The organism is Desulfotomaculum copahuensis (assembly GCF_001655685.1).
In the GTDB taxonomy this organism is placed as follows: Bacteria; Bacillota; Desulfotomaculia; order Desulfotomaculales; family Desulfovirgulaceae; genus Desulfotomaculum_G; species Desulfotomaculum_G copahuensis.
In genome coordinates, this window is sequence record NZ_LYVF01000198.1 from 1 (window position 1) to 17755 (window position 17755).

Here is a 17755-nt window from a genome sequence, read left to right on the forward strand (position 1 = left end):
CATGTCTTTTTTCTCCTCCTCTTCCAGGTCCACTTTTTAACATTACTTCTAAATTATTGCCAGTTTCCAATAAAAAATGCACCGGTCAAAATTCGTTAAGTAAAATTCGATATCAAAATTAAAATTCCTTCCCGGACAAAAATAAAAACACCGGGAATCCACAGATCCCCCCGGTGTCTGGGTGGTAGCGGCGCAGGGACTCGAACCCCGGACACTGCGGGTATGAACCGCATGCTCTAACCAGCTGAGCTACGCCGCCGTATTTAGTTGTCAGTCGTCAGTAAGCAGTCATCAGAAATAAATATACAAAGATACGGGCTCTTGTTGTTTTACCCGGCGACTGACGACCGGCTACCGCTTACAAATAGTTGGAGCCACTAACCGGGCTTGAACCGGTGACCTCGTCCTTACCAAGGACGCGCTCTACCTGCTGAGCTATAGTGGCATGGTTGCGGGGGTAGGATTTGAACCTACGACCTTCGGGTTATGAGCCCGACGAGCTACCGGCTGCTCTACCCCGCGATAAAATTTATTTGCTTGACCGTGTTATTATAACACAAAATTGATTTCTGTTCAAACCTTATTTATTCCCGGCTGAACCGGGTAAGTGGTGGAGGGGGTAGGATTCGAACCTACGAAGGCGACAGCCGGCAGATTTACAGTCTGCTCCCTTTAGCCACTCGGGAACCCCTCCGGAACAGATGTCAGAAGTCGGATGTCAGATGTCAGAAAAAAATAATATTTTATTCACCAACCAGCGCGGTCCGGTAGCATCTTACATCCGTCCCTCAAAAATTGTAATGCTTGAATTTGGAGCCGGCGGTGGGACTCGAACCCGCAACCTTACGATTACAAGTCGTATGCTCTACCAGTTGAGCTACGCCGGCGCGCGCATCCGTCACAGGCGCAAAACTTATGTTAGCAGAAAACCGTCCCGCTGTCAATACCTATAAACTATGTTTGTGTCAACAGTCAATGAAAATGTCACCCCGGCAACTCGTTTATCCGGACAGGGGAAATGTCAACCTCCGGACCGGGCGGCGACCTTGACAGCACCCGGCACGTGGTTAAGCAAATCCACCGGCGGGAACCGCCCGGAGGACATGATATGAAAGCGTGGCACATCCCGTCGTGTATGCAATTTTACCATGTGCGGGGATCCCCGGCGGTCAAGGCTATCCTGCGGCGCTGCCTGAAATCCGCAAGCACCCGGTTAATAATATAGAGGTATAAAGATTTTTTTGTCGAAAACTCGTTTAATATAAAGGCACCCAACCGGGGAATAATTTGCCGTCTCTTTGTCCACCATACTCAAATAAAGGATATAGAGATGAAATGGAGTGAGCGGTTTGAAAAAATACACCTGGCTGATCATCCTTGGCTTACTGGTTATTGTTGCGGCAAGCGCCGTTTATGCCGGCAAGATGCACCGGGTGCCGGAACGGACCACCGCCGGGAGCGTATATCAAGCCCCCGCCGGGCATAGCCCGGGCCTGGACACACAAAAGCAGGCCTCAACCCCGGATGCCAACATGCAAAGCGCCGGACGGCCACTGAAGAAGAACGGGCAACCTCCGGCCGCCGTCAAAACCACCACCGGACTGTCCAACGTCAAACACGGCTGGGGAATCAAGCGCAATGACAACCATCAACAACCGGAAATGCCCTCCGGCATCAGCAGCACCCTGGCCCGGTACGGCGCCTGGTGGATTGGCAAACCGGATGAAAAAACGGTCTACCTGACCTTTGACGAGGGCTATGAAAACGGCTATACACCGAAAATCCTGGACATTTTGAAAGCCGACAATGTGCGGGCGGCCTTTTTTGTTACCGGCCACTACATCAAAAGCCAGCCGGAACTGGTCAAGCGTATGGTGGCCGAAGGACACACCGTGGGCAACCATACCATGAACCACCCCAGTTTGCCTGAAATCGGCGACGGGCAGATCAAAACCGAATTGCAATCAGTGGAAACCATGTTTAACAAACTTACCGGACAGCAAATGCATTACCTGCGGCCGCCCAAGGGCGAATACAGCGAACGCACACTGGCCCTGACCCGGGAACTGGGTTACCACAACATCTTCTGGAGCCTGGCCCTGGTGGACTGGGTGCCCATGCCCGGCGGCCCGGAGGAAGCCTACCGCTCGGTAATGGACAACCTGCATCCCGGCGCGCTGATCCTGCTGCACGCCGTATCCAAAGACGATACGGAAGCCCTGGACCGGATGATCAAAGACATCAGAGCACAGGGGTATAGCTTTAAGACACTGGATGATCTGGTCAAGGGCAAGTAAAAAGTTTATCGCCATGGATGGATATGAAGTGGGATGCAGATCCCCCTCATCTGTTTTTGAAGCAAGGTGATTGCCATAATATTCAGGTGCCTTTTTGAAAAATTGGCCGGCCAACGGAATCATGACTGGTAACAAATTGTCCTTCAATACGTCACACGCATAAACGTTTAAGCTAATGAGCACGATTTTTTGAACATAACCTGCAAGTAAAAAACCGGCCTATTTCGTTGCCGGATCTGCGCCAGTCTCTCCTCCGGTACGACCGCCACCTTCAAGAGTGGGCCATTTAGCAGTAAACCGGGTCTCCCGGACGATTTTTTACTTTTGCCGCAGCTTCCCGGTGATCCTTTCCGGCAGGGAAGGACCGGCCGTTTTGCCGGTAAAGGCGTATTGAGGGTCGCCCCCGTCCGGCCCGCCCTTTGTTTCCCTTTCCTTTTTGACCAGCTTTCCAATGCCCAGAAGTACAACCACACTCACCACGGTAAAGACGAAAGAAAATCTTTGCTCCGGCACCTTCAAGCCAAGAATGGAGATTAATACAAGTGCCGCCAGGCCGGCGGCCGCGACCAAAAATCCGCTCCACTCCATGCGCCCGTTGTTTTTTTGCGGCAAACAAAGCGCCAGCCGGGCGATCAATATACCCGCCCATCCCACGAAGCTCAAATAGCCCGTGGTCGTAACGGCGTAGTTGTAAACGTGCTTCGGCAACAGCAGGGCCAACTGGGAAACGAGCAGCAGGGCGCCGGAAGACACCAGCAGCGCCCAGATGGATAGTTTTTTCCACTCCCGGGCCAAAAAGGCGGGCGCCTCTTTATCCTTGGCCAGGGACGAAAGCATGATTTCGGCGCTGAACATGGAGGCGACCAGTACTGAAAAAGAGGAGATCAGCACTATGGCGTTCAGGATGGTACCGCCTGCGTGAATGCCGACGTGATTGAGAGCGGTGACAAAGGGGCTGGCTTTGGTGGATACCATTGTCCAGGGTACCGCCAGCACCAGGGCCAAAGTGGGCAGGGTGAAAAAGAAGGCCTGCCCCAAAGCCATGCCGATGGTGGCCCGGGGAATGTCCCGCCGGGGATTCTTTGTATCCCCCATCGCCGAAGCCAGAGCGCCGGTGGCGTAGGCAAAGGTGCAGATGACCATGGCCTGACCCAGGCCGCCCGCCCCGTGCGGGAAAAAGGGAGCCAGGTTGGCCGTGCCGGCGGCGGCAGCCACCCGGTGCGGCACAAGGAAAATGTAGGCGACCACGCCCATAAAGGCCACCAGGGCGCCCGTTTTGATCACCGTTAAAAAACCTTCCGACTTGTCTACAATTTTAATGCCCAAAAAATTTATCCCGGTGGCCAGCACGCCGTAGGCCAGAGGCAGCATCCACACCGGGATCTGCGGCAGCCAGATGCGGGTGTAAATGGCCATGGCAATAGACTCGGCCACCATACTGATCAAGTTGGTCAGCCAGGTGGACCACCCCACCATGAAACCGGTAGTTGGCCCGACGGCCTCCTGCACATAGCCCCGGAAGGATTCCCGCTCCTTGTATTTCAGCGCCAGATGCCCCAGGGAAACCATAATCAAATAAACGGTAACCCCCCCGAACAGGTAACCCAGCACCACGGACGGACCGGCCAGGCGCACGGCAATGCCGGAAGCGAGGAAAAAGCTGCCTCCGATGGCCGAACCCAGGCCGAGGAAAACCAAACCCAGGGCGCCGACTTTTTTTCCTTCTTTTTTACCGCCCTTGCTTCCGGCGATTTTTTCCTGCTTTTCCGACCCTGACAATGAGCATCCCCCCGGTTGAAAATATTCTGCCCAGTAATATTTCCCGGGGGGTGAATAATAATTACAGGCAGGGATTGGTATGTAATAGAGCTTGATAAAGCAAAGCAAATACAATTGATTTGTCTGCACTCATTCCTGATGCCATACCTCAATAATTCACTCTTTGAACCATATCTCCCGAAGAGCGAAAATCCTAAAAAGAGTGGACTTTTTCCTTTTTATGGGTTATCATATTACAATATGCCCTTCAAACCATATGCGGTATATCCGGAGGAATTACGCCCGGCAGGGCGTGCTGCAGAGATAAACGGAGTATCATTTTAAAGATGTTCAACAATAAAGCTTTTTCTATAAATTACATCTTCCTGCTCATCAACCTGGCCATCTACCTGGATACGTTGCTATACGGGATCATCGTACCGGTGGTGCCTTACTACGCCGGGCGACTGGGGGCTTCCCCGGGCGAACTGGGGGTGATTTTCGCCGCCTATGCAGCCGGTTTGCTGCTGGCCGGCGTACCGGCGGGTATGGCCTGTGACCGCTACGGTTATAAACCGGTGCTGCTGCCGGGCATGATCGGACTAACCCTGTCCACCGTGCTGTTTGCCTTTTCAGGTGGCGTTTTCATGCTTTCCGTCAGTCGCCTGCTGCAGGGAATATCATCTGCAGCCACCTGGTCCGCCGGTTTGGCCCTGGTGGCGTCCCTTTACCCCGCGCAAATGCGCGGCCAAAAGATGGGCCTGGTGATGACCAGCACCGGATTGGGCACGATCAGCGGTCCGGTATTGGGCGGCATGCTCTACCAGTATGCCGGCTACCTTTTCCCTTTTTTGCTTACCGCCGTGGCCGGCGCCGTCCTGAGCGTTTTATTGTGGCGCTGCCCGCTGCCCGAAAACAATACCGCCACGGGGAAGGGACAACAGACGGAATTAAAAATGTTGCGCAACCGCAACATTTTTTGGAGCGTGGCCGTTACCGTGGCCGGCAGTTTTGGTTTTGGCATGCTGGAACCACTGCTGCCCCTGGACCTCAATCACCGCTTCGGTCTGACCAGCGCCGGAACCGGCCTGTTGTTCGGTGCGCTGAGCATGGCCTTTACCCTGTGCCAGCCGGTTTTCGGCTATTTATCCGATCGTCTGGGACGCAAACCGCTGGTGACCGGCGGCCTGCTGGCCACGGCCCTTACGGCCCCCTGGCTCGGACGGGCACCCACCCTGGAAGCTGAAGCTTTGTTACTGGCTCTTTACGGTACCGTCTCCGGCGCTTCCTCCGCAACGGCACTGCCCCTGCTGGCCGACTCCACAGAAGCCGTCTGTTTGGCCGGTGCCAATACCGGGAGCTTGAAAATGAAAGCCGCCCATCCCAACAGCGGCATGTACGGCACGGCCTACGGCATCTTTAACACCGCCTACTCCCTGGGATTGGTGGCCGGCCCGCTAATCGGCGCTTTGATTGCCGGAAGGTGGAACCTCACCACAGCCTTAACGTTTTATTCGCTGCTCCTGGGAATCACCGCCCTGGGAGTAATCCTGCAGCTAAAAGAAAAACGCCAAAAGAAAGCGGCCGTATCCCGGCCGGCCACCCGGCCCGGAAGGAAATGATCAAACAACCCGGCCCGCCCGTTTCTCTTTTATCAATTGAATTCTTGGATTAACCTGACCCGGCAGCTTTCCTAACAGCCATGATTTTTAAACACAACCCATAAATGAGGTCGCAAACAGGTGTCTAGTTATGCGGTGACGCACCCAGTTCCCGTGCCCCGAGGCGCGTTACCGCCGGTGCGGGCGGTTCGCTTATGGCACCGGCTTTTTCCGCAGCGGCGGAAAGCTGGATCAAGATCACTGCACCCAGAATCATAACGCAACCGCCTATCTGTATGACGGTCAGTTTTTCCCCCAGCATCAGGTAGGCCAGCACGGCCGCCACCACCGGCTCCAAAGTGCTGGTCAACCCCGTTTTCACCGGCGTCAGGTAACGCAGACCTTTGAAATAAAAGCCGAAGGGAATAATGGTGGCGAAAACAGCAATGTACAAAAAGAAAAGCCAGTCCTGCCAGCCGTAGTGCATCACAGTCAGCCAGGGCATCCGGTAAAACAACCAGGTGGCGGCGCCCACCCCGAAACCGTACAATAAAAGTGTCCAGGGGCTGTAAACAGCCAGACCGCGCTTGCCGTAAACGGTATAAAAGGCGAAGGCTGCGGCCGAAGCCAGGCCGGAAACCAGGCCAACGCCGCTAACAGCAAAACCGCCTCCCAGGCTTCCTTTGGCGATCATAAACCCGCCTCCCACCGCCCAAAGCAGGGCAAGGGCGCCGGTCAAGGCCAGCTTTTCTTTTTTGAAGAACAGATCATAAAGCATTACCAGCGCCGGCGCCAGGTACTGCAGGAAAATGGCCGTGGCCACATTGGTCTTGCTGATCGTGTAAAGATAAGTAAATTGCACCGCCGCCACTCCAAACAGGCCAAAAACGAGCATGTAGGAAAAATCCCGGCGGTCTATGTACAACAGGCGGCGATTGGTCATCGCCAGGTAAAAGAGAAGCAAAAGGAAGGAAAAAGTCAGGCGCACCTGAACCAGGTCGAAGGGATTGACTTGCCGGTTGAACAAGTACTTGGCCACCGTACCCGACAGCCCCCACAGGCAGGCCGCCAGCACCACACAAAAAAAGCCCTTCCAGCGATTGGCGATAATCATAATAAACCCCCCCACCACACCATTATAGCACGCCGGATTATTGACGGACAAAAAATTTATCCATGATTTGATAAGGTATAAAATTACAGGTTAATCTAAATAAGCACGGCACCGCCTTGAAAGCCGCAGTGCAAGTCGACGTCTCAGTTAGCGCCGCACCAGCGGACAGAATTAAAACTCAAAAGTAGGTTCATATTCCCTGCGGTCACCGGAATTTTTCTCATCCCGCTTACCGCCCAGGGAGAGCACTGCCGCCAGCAGCGCCAGGATCAGCACGCCCCAGAACGTGTAACGGAAGGCGTGCAAAACGGCCACCTGTTTTGACAACCCCAGATGAACAAACACGTTTTGTAAAATACTGAAAATAGTGCCGGTAAAAGCAACCCCCAGCACCATGCCCAGGGAGCGGGCCATATTCAAAATGCCGCCGGCCACACCGAAGCGTCCATGATGGACGCTGCTCATCACGGAAGTGTTATTGGGGGGCGTAAACAATCCCAGCCCGGCCCCTACCAGGGCTAGATAAACAACCACCAGCCAAAACGGCGTGCGCATACCCAGGGTGGCCAGCAACCCGGCGCCCGCAGCTGTAATCGTCATACCGGAAACAGTGAGCAACCGCGCGCCGTAACGGTCATAAAGGTGGCCGGCCACCGGGGCCACCACCATCATAGCCAGGGGCACCGGAGTAAGGAAAATGCCGGTCAGCGTGGCCGGATAGCCGTGCACACCCTCCAGGTAAAAGGGCATCAGGAACAGCACGCCGAACATGGCGGCATAGGAAAGCAGGCCGGTGATATTGCCCAGGGTAAAGATGCGGTTATGAAACATGCCCAAATCCACCATCGGGTGTTTTACCCGCCCTTCCCACCAAATAAAGGCGGCTGAGAAAGTCAGCCAGGTCAAAATAAGGGATAAAATAATCCCGGAAAACCAGCCAAGCTTGTATCCCTTTTGAAACGCTATGATCAGCGCCACCAGGGCCGGGGTGAGCAAAAATCCGCCCAGGTAGTCGAATTTTTCCCGGTGGTGAACCAGTCTGTCCCGGGGCAGCACCATGACCGCCAGCAGCGTGCCGATAACCCCCACCGGCACATTGATGTAAAAAATGGACCGCCAGCCGAAATGACCGATCAGCCAACCGCCCAGGGCTGGACCAACGGACAGTCCCACCGCCTGCGCCGACCCCTGGATGCCGATGGCCTTGCCGCGGCTTTTGCCCGGTGCGGCGGCGGTGACGATGGCGATGGAATTGGCCTGCAACATGCCCGCCCCCACGGCCTGCAAGACCCGGAAAACAATCAGCCACTGGATGGCCGGGGAAGCACCGCATAAAGCCGAACCAGCGATGAAAACCAGAAAACCAAGGGTATACAGGGTGCGCCGGCCGACAATGTCGGCCAGATGGCCGAAGACGGTAAGCATGGAAGTCAGCGTAAGCAAATAGGCAATGGAAACCCATTCCACCGTACCCAGGTTTTCCTTGAACGCAGCCTTGAAAGTGGGCATGGCCACGTTGATCACACTGGCGTCAAGGGCGGCCATGAAGGCGCCCACGCAAACCGTTCCCACCACCCACCAGGGATAGCCGGCCCGGCGGGTGATGGCGGGCATGGGACGGAAAAGGGTGAAAGACGCGCCGTCAGCCATCATGAACACCTCCGTGGTTAATTTTTCAAGGCCCATTATAGCATAACCGCCGGAGAAGAATTAACGCTTTTTAAAATTTTACAATAACAACTTCAAATGTATGCCATAAGCGGGTTCCGCAAGCCCGGCAAAGAAAAAATCCCCGTTATGGAAACGGAGGATTACGAACTTCATCCCAAATATTTTGAAGGCCTTTTCAGCAAGTATTTCTGACAACATCCGGCAGCCGCCCGCTTTGCTGCAAGGCTTAAGCGCCGTCCCCGCAACTGCACCGGAGAAAAAGTAAGATTATTAACAATCGAATTATTATTTGAAACCCATGCCGGATGCATTGCTGATCCGGACTTTTAGCCGGTAGAATAGTGGTTTTTGCCAAATGGTGCAGTTAATCAACTGGCCTTGTGGCAACTCCCGGCCGGGGGCTCGATTGCCCGCACGATCTCCGGCTGCAAGCCCGGGTACTTGGCCAGCCACTGCCGGCGTTCGGCACGCAGTTTTTCCACCAGCTCCCGGTAGATTGCCGGAGAATAGTAGTTTGCCGGGACAAACCGGCTCAAGTCCAACCCGGGTACGCGCACCGGCACCTGATAACCCCAGTCGGAATCTGTCTGCCAGGTAATGCCGCCCCGGGCGATTTCTTTCAAAATACTGGTGGACACGGCAATAGTGATTTTTTCTCCGGCAAAATCCGGCCCGGCACCCACACTGCCGGTATTCAGCAAATAGCATTCCATATCCGGGTTGGCCCGCAGAATTTCCAGCAGGCGGTTGCCCTCCAGTTCTTCCGGGCCGACGATGAAGGGATTGGTGCCCACTTCCCGCTTGGACTGGCCGGCCCGGGACGGATCCCCGGCGGAGGTTTCGATCGATTCGCCCAGCATAAAATAGGCCGCCGCCTGTTCCGCAGTCAGACGGGCCACCGGCGGAATGATGTTGTTGCGCCGGGTGATGAAAATGATGCGGTGGGCCTTGTCCAGGTCGATGCGGTCGTCCGTGCCGGCAACATCCCGGCGCCGGATCACACCCCGGCCGTTGGAAGTGAGTTCGGCGTTGTCAAAGAGCACCCGGCCGTCATTCAGCACCATAACGTTTTCAAACACCGCATGTGGCGAGGTGGCGGCGCGGTAAAGCACTGCCTGGGATTCGTCCAGACCTTCGGTTTTAATGTAAAAACCGTTTTCAGTGCCGTAGCAGTAGCCCCGGCCGTCCATGATCACCACATCGTCCTGGCGGATGGCCACTCCTTCCTCACCCCGCAGTCCGTGGTCGTGCATGGTGAGAGTGGTCTTGCCCGTACCGGACAGGCCGAACATAATGAAACCCGTTTCCCGCAGCCTGCCGGCCGCATCATGCACCCGCAGCACCTTGCTGCCGGCATGCAGGCCCAGCCAGCCCCGCTTTTTCACCATATACATAGCCATGCGCAGAAAGGACTTCTTGGCCTCGCCAAAATAGTCGGTGCCCAGAATATAGGTCACCCCGGCCTCCGGGTGGCAGAAAATAACCCGCTCCGGCCATTCCGGCACGTAAATGCTCACCAGATCCGGCTCATTTTCCGGATCGGCGGGCGCAAAGAGCATCATCTGCCATTGCAGCGGAATCCGGGCATATTCGCTGGTGATGTACAGGCGGCAGTGCAGGCTGAACTGCGGATGTTGCCCCATCTGCCTGTCGATGCGGATGACCTGTTTTTCCGCCAGGTAGCTATGTACCTCTTCCGCCAGGATCTTTGACTTTTCCAGCGGCATGCCCTTCTGGTCGGCGCCAAGTGGCGCGCCGTCTTCCACAATACAGGTAAACTTGGCGCTGCGGTTGCGCACTTTGGAGATAAAACCGGCGCTGCCGTAAACGGTTGTTTTTGTTTCGTGGGCCGCCAGTTCACGCAATATTTCCGGCGACGGGTTGTTGATTTCCTCCCTGGCCCGGACCGGCCGGCGAAAAGCATGCATGATACCCACCCTCTCCTGGTTTTATGTTATGTTAATATTCAATATAGAATATCATAATTCCTGCATCCTGGATACAAGATACAAAAAAATTATTTAAAAATTCCCTCTGGGCAAACCTGTCACCCTGTTATATAATACCCGGTGGGGGAACCATCCCCAATCCAGCCAGGGGAGGATTATTTCTATGGCCAAGGTACCTTATATCGATTCCGGCGAATGCATGGCCTGCGGATCCTGCGCCGAGGCCTGCCCCGGTGTGTTCAGAATGAACGATGAACTGGGTTACGCCGAGGTGTATAACCCGGAAGGGGCTTCGGAGGACGAAATCCAGGAGGCCATCGACATGTGCCCGGCCCAGTGCATCCACTGGGAAGAGTAAGAGCAGACAACAGGCCCCGGGTCTGCCGGCCGGCAGACCCGGGGCCTGTCTTTCATACACTCCATTGAATGGCCAAGGGGTGGTATCATGCATTTGGGTTTACTGGCGTTGATCGTCTGCCTCGGCAATATTCCCTTTGGTTACTGGCGCTCCAACGTGGTCAAGTTTTCCACCCAGTGGTTTCTCGCCGTGCACGTGCCCGTGCCCTTCATTATTCTTTTGCGTGTCTTTTCCGGCATCGGATGGGCGCCCGTTTCATTCCCGGTGCTGATCGGCGCATTCTTTTCCGGCCAGTATGCCGGCGGCCGATTAAAGATCCATCTTAAAAGTAAATCACCCGTCTGGTCTTCTTCCTGCCTAATCCGTGATACCGTCCGCGCGTTGCAGGATGCTTCAGGCCGGGGCGGAGCAATTGATTGAAAGTCCCCCGGCAAAACAATATTTCCGGCGCCATACCGGCGGCGCAGGAAAAAGATAAATGTCAAATTATATTTTAACGGGAGGCGATGGCATGCGCACCGGTGTGGCCAACCTGCCCCTGCACGGCGGCAAATGTCCGGCCTGGCTGTTCGGCCGCATGACCGGGATGACCCGGGCGTTAATTGAAGCGATGGTCTGCGACACCGGACCGGACGGCGTGTTGCGGCGTCTGTCCGATCCTTACTGGTTTCAGGCTCTGGGCTGCGCTCTGGGCTTTGACTGGCATTCTTCCGGCCTGACCACCACCGTTTGCGGCGCGCTGAAGGAAGCTTTAAAAGACTGCGCCGGCCAGTTGGGCCTTTTTGTGGCCGGCGGCAAGGGCCGCACTTCCCGCCGCACTCCGGATGAAATCCTGATTTATGCCGAACGTTTCCCCGTCGCCCGGAACGCCGAAGAGCTGGTCTATGCCAGCCGCATGTCCGCCAAGGTGGACAACTCCGCCGTACAGGACGGCTACCAGCTCTACCACCACACCTTTGTCTTCACCGCCGCCGGCCGGTGGGCGGTGATCCAGCAGGGGATGAATGAAGGCAACCGCCAGGCCCGCCGCTATCACTGGCTGGGCGACACGGTGAAGGATTTCGTCTGCGAGCCGCACCAGGCGGTATGCTGTGATCAGCGCGGGGAAACGCTGAATCTGGTGGCGCGGGAAAGCGATCCAGCCCGCCGGGTAATCGGCGAACTGGCGCGGGAAAAACCGGAACGCCTGGTGCGGGATCTCACCCTGCTGCAGGAAAAGGACCTGCTCCGCCTGCCCGCGCGGCACCGTGTGGAGTTGACCGACATCCACCCCCGCAACCTGCACCGGGTGCTGCTGAAGAGCTACGAGCGGCAGCCGGAAAACTTCGCCGCCCTGCTGGCCACCCCGGGAGTGGGACCGAAAGCGTTGCGCGCTTTAAGCCTGCTTTCGGAACTGGCTTACGGCACGCCGCCCAGTTACCGGGACCCGGCCCGCTACAGTTTCGCCCACGGGGGCAAGGACGGCCATCCCTTCCCGGTAGACCGGGCCACTTACGACCACTCGATCGCCTTCCTGCACCGGGCACTGTCTGAAAGCCGCCTGGACCGCGGGGAAAAGATGGAGGCGTTTAAACGCCTGGGACAGTGGGAAAGAGTGATGGAAAACCGGTAACTATACAAACAAGGCACAGCAGTGCAGCAGTGCCATGCTGTGCCCCGGATCAAACCTTCCCGCCAAGTAACCACCCGTCAGGGCCAGGACAGGGTTTACCACCGCTCCGCTATGGAAGGGCGCAAACCCGGCCGCAGTTTAAAGGAAAAAACGGTATTCGGGCAACAAATTAATCAGGCCGGATCGACAGTTTTGGCATCAAATAAAACAACAATCGGATCCAGGCATAACAACAGCGTATTCCAAAACAGTTCTTCATGATATTCCTCACGTATTTTGCGCAGTATTTCATGACGGACCACATTTGATTTTACCTCTACCAATATATCGGCCAGGATGCACAGTTGCTCGGCGTTGATAACCATGGCAAATTTAATTTTATCTACCAGCGTATGACATTCCGGTGCAGTTATACCCGTACTTATACCCATGTCAATTTGGAAGGTGGCGGCGCTTATTCCGTCCATACCGCCCAGCACCCGGCGCCAGAATGCCACGCCACGTGTTTCCATTTGAATCATCCGGGTGATCACTTCCCGCAAGGCGGGGGTGGGTACCATGGTGGCGATCTCCGACCAGAGCACCGTTTCCTTTTCATCAATCACAAGCAATTTTCTGACCAGCTCATGGACTGACATGATTGACCTGCCTCCTTATTTTTATGGTAATATTATTCTCAGATGTTACATTTTGACACAACTACCGGGAGGCATACCTGGTCATCTTATTGAAACAATAACTTACAAACGGCTGTGAAGGTCGTCAACCCACTGAAGCCAATGCAGCGAGGGAAGCCATGCCAAAAAGAAAAAACGCGGCCGTTACGGCCGCTCTGACCGGCAACTGCCTGGTGGCGGCAGCCAAGTTCACCGCAGCCCTAATCACCGGCAGTGCGGCCATGCTGGCCGAGTCACTGCATTCCCTGGCCGACACGGGCAACCAGGTGCTCCTGCTGGTGGGCATCAGCCGCAGCCGGCGCCCGGCGGACACCGAGCATCCCTTCGGCTACGGCAAGGAACGCTTTTTCTGGGCCTTTCTGGTGGCCGTGACCATGTTCTTCGTCGGTGCGGTGATGTCCGTCTATAAAGGAGTGGAAGGCATTCTCCGTCCCCACTCCCTGGAAAACCCGCTGGTGAATTACAGCGTGCTGGCCATGTCCGTGTTCTTTGAAGGATTCGCCCTGCGCACGGCCTACCGCGAGTTCAAGCAACACCGGCGGGCGGGTTTGCTGCGCGATCTGCACGAAGCCAAGGACCCCTCCACCCTGACCGTGATGTTCGAGGACAGTGCCGCGCTAACAGGCATTGCCGTGGCCGCACTGGGCATCTTCCTTAGCCAAATGACGGGCAACACCCTTTACGACGCCCTGGCCTCGGTGATTATCGGCCTGATGCTGGCAGTGGTGGCCTTTTTCCTGGCCCGGGAAACCAAGGCGCTGCTCATCGGCGAAAGCGCCTCCCGGTACGACCGGGAACGCATCGCCGCCGCCGTGCGGCAGGTGCCGGAAGTAAGCGCGTTGATGGACCTGCTCACCATGCACATCGGCCCGGACGAAATCCTGGTCAATCTGAACATAAACTTCAAAGACGGCCTGGACACCGACCGGCTTGAACAGGTGATCGACGAGGTGGAAAAAAGAATCCGCCGGGCCGTACCCGAAGTGGGACGCATATTCATCGAGGCGGAAACCCTGCGTCGGGCGAAGGGGCAGAACACAAGTTGCTGCTTTAAAAGCCCGGGCCGCGGCTGAAGGACCGTCTGATAGCAACCGCGTCCGTCCCGGACACGGTCAAAATGACCGGGCGCGGTGTGCACCGGTTCGCTCAATCAAGAATCAACCGTGCCCGTTTAAACCGGGCTATTCCAGCCGCAAGCAGGACAAGATCAAGGACGAGCAGGACCACTGCGGCATAAAGCACAATACGGGTCACCCCGGCGGCCGTCATTGTCTTGAACAGATGTGCCTTCCAGCCGGCAGGCAGGGCATTAACAACAAAGATCGGTACAAACACCAGCACCATCAGGCCGATGCTCAATGTCTGCTGAACCTGGCGCACGGTGGCCGCCCGCAGGGAGAGCAATACTCCGGCGCCGGCCGCCAACCCGGACCCCAGCAGGCTCAAACCCGCACTGCCCAGGCCGGTCAGCGGCGAATAAAACAACAGCCGGCCGTGCCCGGCGGCCAGGTTCACCGTCACCAACCCCAAAAGAAGGCCAATCAGCGCCACTCCCCACCCGTAGCCTATGGCAGCGCCCGCCTTGCCGAGCAGGATTGCCCGGTCCGAAAGCGGACTGGCCAGCAGCGTTTCCAGGGTATGCCGCTCGCGCTCCCCGGCAAAGGCGTCGGCAATCACATTGATCACCAGGAAGAGCGGCACCCAGACCCAATAAAACAGTGTAACCGGCGACTGCAGCCAGAAGCGACCCATCTGCCAGGGTAAAAAGGCGCCAAAGACGGCCAAAATGATTATTATACCGAACACTCCCCCGCGCCGGCTGCCGCGCCTGAGCAGGGATTCCTTCCATTCCTTCCAGATCACTGTATAGATGTCACTAATCATTCTCATTGTCCTCCTCCATAAGCGTCAGAAACACTTCTTCCAGACTGGCCTTGCCCCGGTGCACCTCTTCCACCTCCACGCCCGCATTGACGAGCAGTTTGACCAGCGGCGCCATGCTCGCATCACGGCGCAGATCCAGATAGAGGCGGCCGTTTTGCAGACCGGCCGCACGCACTTCCGGCCGGGCCTGCAACTGCTTGATTACTTCGTTGCTGAATCCCCGCCCGGTCACCTCCGCCCGCGGCCCGCCGGACCGCGCCCGCAATTCATCCGGGTTGCCGGATACCAGCAGTTTGCCGTGACTGATCACCCCGACCAGGGCACACAGCTTTTCCGCCTCGGCCAGATTGTGGGTGGTCAGGAACACCGTCACCCCTTCCCGGGCGGTCAGAGCAGCCAGGTCATCACGCAGTGCCGCGGCCGCCACCGGATCCAGCCCGGCGGTCGGCTCGTCCAGAAAAATCAAGGACGGACGGTGAAGCAGCACCCGGGCCACAGCCAGCTTCTGCTTCATCCCCCGGCTCCATTTGCCGGCGGTCTCCTTGCGCCGCTCCCACAACCCCATGTGGGACAGTATTTCCTTGATCCGCGCCCGTCTTTCGGCAGCCGGCAGGCGCCAGATGCGCCCGTAAAATTCCAGGTTGTCCTCGGCGCTCAACCGTTCGTACAGTCCCGGGTGTTCAAGCAGCGCCCCGGTCCGGCGGCGGATTTCCGCCGCCTGCGCCCGGGTGTCAAAACCCAGCACCGCGGCCCGCCCGCCGGTCGGCTCCAGCAGGCCCAGCAGCAGGCGGATCATCGTCGTCTTGCCGGCGCCGTTCGGCCCCAGAAACCCGAAGACAATACCGGGCGGCACGGCCAGTGAAACTTCGTTCACCGCCCGCACCGTACTGAAATCCCGTGTCAGATTTTCCGTTTGAATAACAAAATCAGGCATAAATTTTCCTCCAATGCCGTTTCAGGATACCATATGTTCAATGTCCCCGGTATGAAGCAAAGGACAAGGCGGTAACTGCTGTTGCTCCAAGCCAAAACCAAAGTTCAGGCCGGTTCCGGTGAATCACAGCCAGTACCGCAAAACAAGTGGTCATCAGAACCCGTACCAAAATTCTAGACGTCTTGCTCATGCCGATCCCCCTCTTTGGTCAAGCTTGGATATCCATCCTTTCCAGCCGCCGGCGGCCCAGGTAGTAAAACAGGCAGCACAGGGCCAGGCTGAGCAGCAGGGAGAGCCCGGGGTGATGTTGGAACAACCATTGCACTAAAGCCCGTTTGTTAATTATGCCAATAGTGGTAGTCCAGGCTATCGTGACAGCAATAATAAATGATCCGGTTAAAATGGAATAAAATTTGTTTCTATAATCACCGGTATACAGACTGGTCAGGATTGCGAGCAGGAATAACGCGGTTAACCAGACCGCCCTTAATACATCAAGTAACAATAGCTGCCCCAGGGACATGGAAGATGCAAGCCAGGGAGAGAGTATCAGCGCAAACAAAACCGGAGACATGATCAATATTATGATGGGCAGCCCCCCGGCCAGAGCCATGGCATGATACATTTCCCGGCGGGAAACCGGCCGGGCCAGTAAAAAGGCCATCGTTCCCTTTTTCAGTTTTGAAGAAACATTGGCCATCCCGCCAAAAAGCGCCCAATACGCCCCGAACAGAAAGAAATCCATCTTCCCCCAGTTTACCGGGCCGCCAGTAGTGGCGAATAGTAATAATGAGAATGCACCTATGAACAGAAATATAAATAATCCCGCATACCACCAGCGGATATTGCGCATTTCCCAGCGCAAAAGCGGCCAGTTAATCATCTTCACCCACCTCCCAAACACTTTCTTCCCCGCCCGCGTATTCTACGAATATATCCTCCAGGGTTTGGTCCAGCACATCGAAGGCTGCACCTTCATAACGTTGCAACCGGACCAGCACCTCGTCCAGACGGCCGGACAGGGAAATCAGCAGGCGCGACCCTTCCCGGGCAACCCGCCGCACCCCCGGCCATTTTTCCAGTTCCGCCGGCGGCGGGCCGGGAAAGAGTACACGCACTTTCTTTTCCTCCGCCAACAGTTGCTCCAGCGGCCGGGAAAGGATCAGCCCGCCCCGGAGCAGGAAAGCCACCCGGTCGGCAATGCGCTCCACATCCTGCAGCTGGTGGGAAGAAAAAATAATCGTCCGCCCCTCTTTGGACATTTCCTCCACCAGCAATTTCAGCACCTGGCGCCGGCGCAGCGGATCCAGACCGGTGGCCGGCTCATCCAGCAACAGCAGTTCCGGCTCGGGGCCAACGGCCAGCACCAGGGCGAGCAGGGTCTGTTTCCCCTTGGACAACCCCCCCACCCGGGCGCGGGCCGGCAGTTCAAAAAGCCGGCAGTAACGGTCCACCCGTTCCTGATTCCAGCGGGGATAGAGGGAGCGGCAAAAGCTGAGCAACTCCCCCACCCCGGTATTGCGGTAAAAATGCTGGCTTTCAGCCTGGTAACCCACCCGCCGGCGCACGGCCACCGAATCGGCCACTGCGTCCAGGCCCAGTACGCGCATCTCCCCGGCGGAGGGCTGCAGCAGGTTCAAGAGCAGTTTTATGGTGGTGGTCTTGCCGGCCCCGTTCGGCCCCAACAGGGCAAAAACACCGCCCCGCGGCACCTCCAGGTCCAGCCCGTGCACAGCCGGCCGCCCGCGGAATGTTTTCGTCAGGCCGCGGGTCAATACGGCCGGTTCGCTGATTGCCATCTTCATTTCCCCCTTGCCCGTCTTTCCCGAATTGCTTTTCTTACTTCACATCCACGCCGGGTGCATAACCCAACCGGTAAAGCAAAAACAAGTGCCTGGCC

General features: G+C 56.6%; 15 protein-coding genes and 5 tRNA genes. 6 read left to right on the forward strand and 14 right to left on the reverse strand.

What is annotated here, in order from left to right; translation table 11 throughout:
* Positions 1 to 182 precede the first annotated feature (182 nt).
* From A6M21_RS17050 to A6M21_RS17070, 5 genes are all read right to left on the reverse strand, one after another.
* Positions 183 to 259, reverse strand: a tRNA-Met gene (locus tag A6M21_RS17050).
* Between the two features lie 110 nt (positions 260 to 369).
* Positions 370 to 445: transfer RNA gene (locus A6M21_RS17055), tRNA-Thr, on the reverse strand.
* A 1-nt stretch (position 446) separates the two neighbouring features.
* Positions 447 to 522, reverse strand: a tRNA-Met gene (locus A6M21_RS17060).
* Between the two features lie 86 nt (positions 523 to 608).
* Positions 609 to 694: transfer RNA gene (locus A6M21_RS17065), tRNA-Tyr, on the reverse strand.
* 117 nt (positions 695 to 811) lie between these two features.
* Positions 812 to 887 (reverse strand) — tRNA-Thr (locus tag A6M21_RS17070).
* A 462-nt stretch (positions 888 to 1349) separates the two neighbouring features.
* On the opposite strand from A6M21_RS17070, the gene pdaA reads away from it, so the two are divergent.
* Entirely contained in the window at positions 1350 to 2297 is a 948-nt protein-coding gene (pdaA, locus tag A6M21_RS17080) for a delta-lactam-biosynthetic de-N-acetylase (RefSeq protein ID WP_066671697.1), read from the forward strand.
* A 318-nt stretch (positions 2298 to 2615) separates the two neighbouring features.
* On the opposite strand, the gene A6M21_RS17085 is transcribed toward pdaA, so the two are convergent.
* Positions 2616 to 4076 (reverse strand): amino acid permease, encoded by a 1461-nt coding sequence (locus tag A6M21_RS17085; protein ID WP_066671699.1) that lies wholly within the window; start codon positions 4074 to 4076, stop codon positions 2616 to 2618.
* Between the two features lie 326 nt (positions 4077 to 4402).
* Here A6M21_RS17085 and A6M21_RS17090 point away from each other — a divergent pair, with 326 nt between their 5' ends.
* A complete protein-coding gene (locus A6M21_RS17090) occupies positions 4403 to 5677 on the forward strand; it encodes an MFS transporter (RefSeq protein ID WP_066671701.1) in 1275 nt (424 codons plus the stop codon).
* A 124-nt stretch (positions 5678 to 5801) separates the two neighbouring features.
* On the opposite strand, the gene A6M21_RS17095 is transcribed toward A6M21_RS17090, so the two are convergent.
* From A6M21_RS17095 to A6M21_RS17105, 3 genes are all read right to left on the reverse strand, one after another.
* A complete protein-coding gene (locus A6M21_RS17095) occupies positions 5802 to 6770 on the reverse strand; it encodes a DMT family transporter (protein ID WP_066671704.1) in 969 nt (322 codons plus the stop codon).
* A gap of 171 nt (positions 6771 to 6941) precedes the next feature.
* Complete coding sequence (locus A6M21_RS17100) at positions 6942 to 8456, reverse strand: MFS transporter (protein WP_151192000.1); 1515 nt, start codon at positions 8454 to 8456, stop codon at positions 6942 to 6944.
* A 353-nt stretch (positions 8457 to 8809) separates the two neighbouring features.
* Positions 8810 to 10369 carry a phosphoenolpyruvate carboxykinase (ATP) gene (locus tag A6M21_RS17105; protein ID WP_066671707.1) on the reverse strand — a complete coding sequence of 520 codons (1560 nt, stop codon included), beginning with the start codon at positions 10367 to 10369 and terminating at the stop codon, positions 8810 to 8812.
* Between the two features lie 184 nt (positions 10370 to 10553).
* On the opposite strand from A6M21_RS17105, the gene A6M21_RS17110 reads away from it, so the two are divergent.
* From A6M21_RS17110 to A6M21_RS17120, 3 genes are all read left to right on the forward strand, one after another.
* Complete coding sequence (locus A6M21_RS17110) at positions 10554 to 10748, forward strand: ferredoxin (RefSeq protein ID WP_066671710.1); 195 nt, start codon at positions 10554 to 10556, stop codon at positions 10746 to 10748.
* Between the two features lie 87 nt (positions 10749 to 10835).
* Complete coding sequence (locus A6M21_RS17115) at positions 10836 to 11168, forward strand: hypothetical protein (protein ID WP_066671713.1); 333 nt, start codon at positions 10836 to 10838, stop codon at positions 11166 to 11168.
* A gap of 103 nt (positions 11169 to 11271) precedes the next feature.
* A complete protein-coding gene (locus tag A6M21_RS17120) occupies positions 11272 to 12360 on the forward strand; it encodes a DUF763 domain-containing protein (protein ID WP_427854646.1) in 1089 nt (362 codons plus the stop codon).
* A 173-nt stretch (positions 12361 to 12533) separates the two neighbouring features.
* On the opposite strand, the gene A6M21_RS17125 is transcribed toward A6M21_RS17120, so the two are convergent.
* Positions 12534 to 12998: a hypothetical protein gene (locus tag A6M21_RS17125; RefSeq protein ID WP_066671718.1), complete on the reverse strand. Its 465-nt coding sequence runs from the start codon at positions 12996 to 12998 to the stop codon at positions 12534 to 12536.
* A 158-nt stretch (positions 12999 to 13156) separates the two neighbouring features.
* Between A6M21_RS17125 and A6M21_RS17130 the strand changes: the two genes are divergently transcribed.
* Positions 13157 to 14110, forward strand: coding sequence for a cation diffusion facilitator family transporter (locus tag A6M21_RS17130; protein ID WP_066671721.1), 954 nt, complete (start codon positions 13157 to 13159; stop codon positions 14108 to 14110).
* A 73-nt stretch (positions 14111 to 14183) separates the two neighbouring features.
* Here the strand turns inward: A6M21_RS17130 and A6M21_RS17135 are convergent, their stop codons facing one another.
* From A6M21_RS17135 to A6M21_RS17150, 4 genes are all read right to left on the reverse strand, one after another.
* Positions 14184 to 14921, reverse strand: coding sequence for an ABC transporter permease (locus A6M21_RS17135; RefSeq protein WP_066671722.1), 738 nt, complete (start codon positions 14919 to 14921; stop codon positions 14184 to 14186).
* Positions 14914 to 15855: an ABC transporter ATP-binding protein gene (locus A6M21_RS17140; RefSeq protein WP_066671725.1), complete on the reverse strand. Its 942-nt coding sequence runs from the start codon at positions 15853 to 15855 to the stop codon at positions 14914 to 14916. Before A6M21_RS17140 ends, A6M21_RS17135 begins: the two co-directional genes overlap by 8 nt.
* Positions 15856 to 16063: 208 nt before the next feature.
* Positions 16064 to 16738, reverse strand: coding sequence for a hypothetical protein (locus A6M21_RS17145; RefSeq protein WP_066671727.1), 675 nt, complete (start codon positions 16736 to 16738; stop codon positions 16064 to 16066).
* Complete coding sequence (locus tag A6M21_RS17150) at positions 16731 to 17654, reverse strand: ABC transporter ATP-binding protein (protein ID WP_066671735.1); 924 nt, start codon at positions 17652 to 17654, stop codon at positions 16731 to 16733. Before A6M21_RS17150 ends, A6M21_RS17145 begins: the two co-directional genes overlap by 8 nt.
* Between the last annotated feature and the right edge of the window lie 101 nt (positions 17655 to 17755).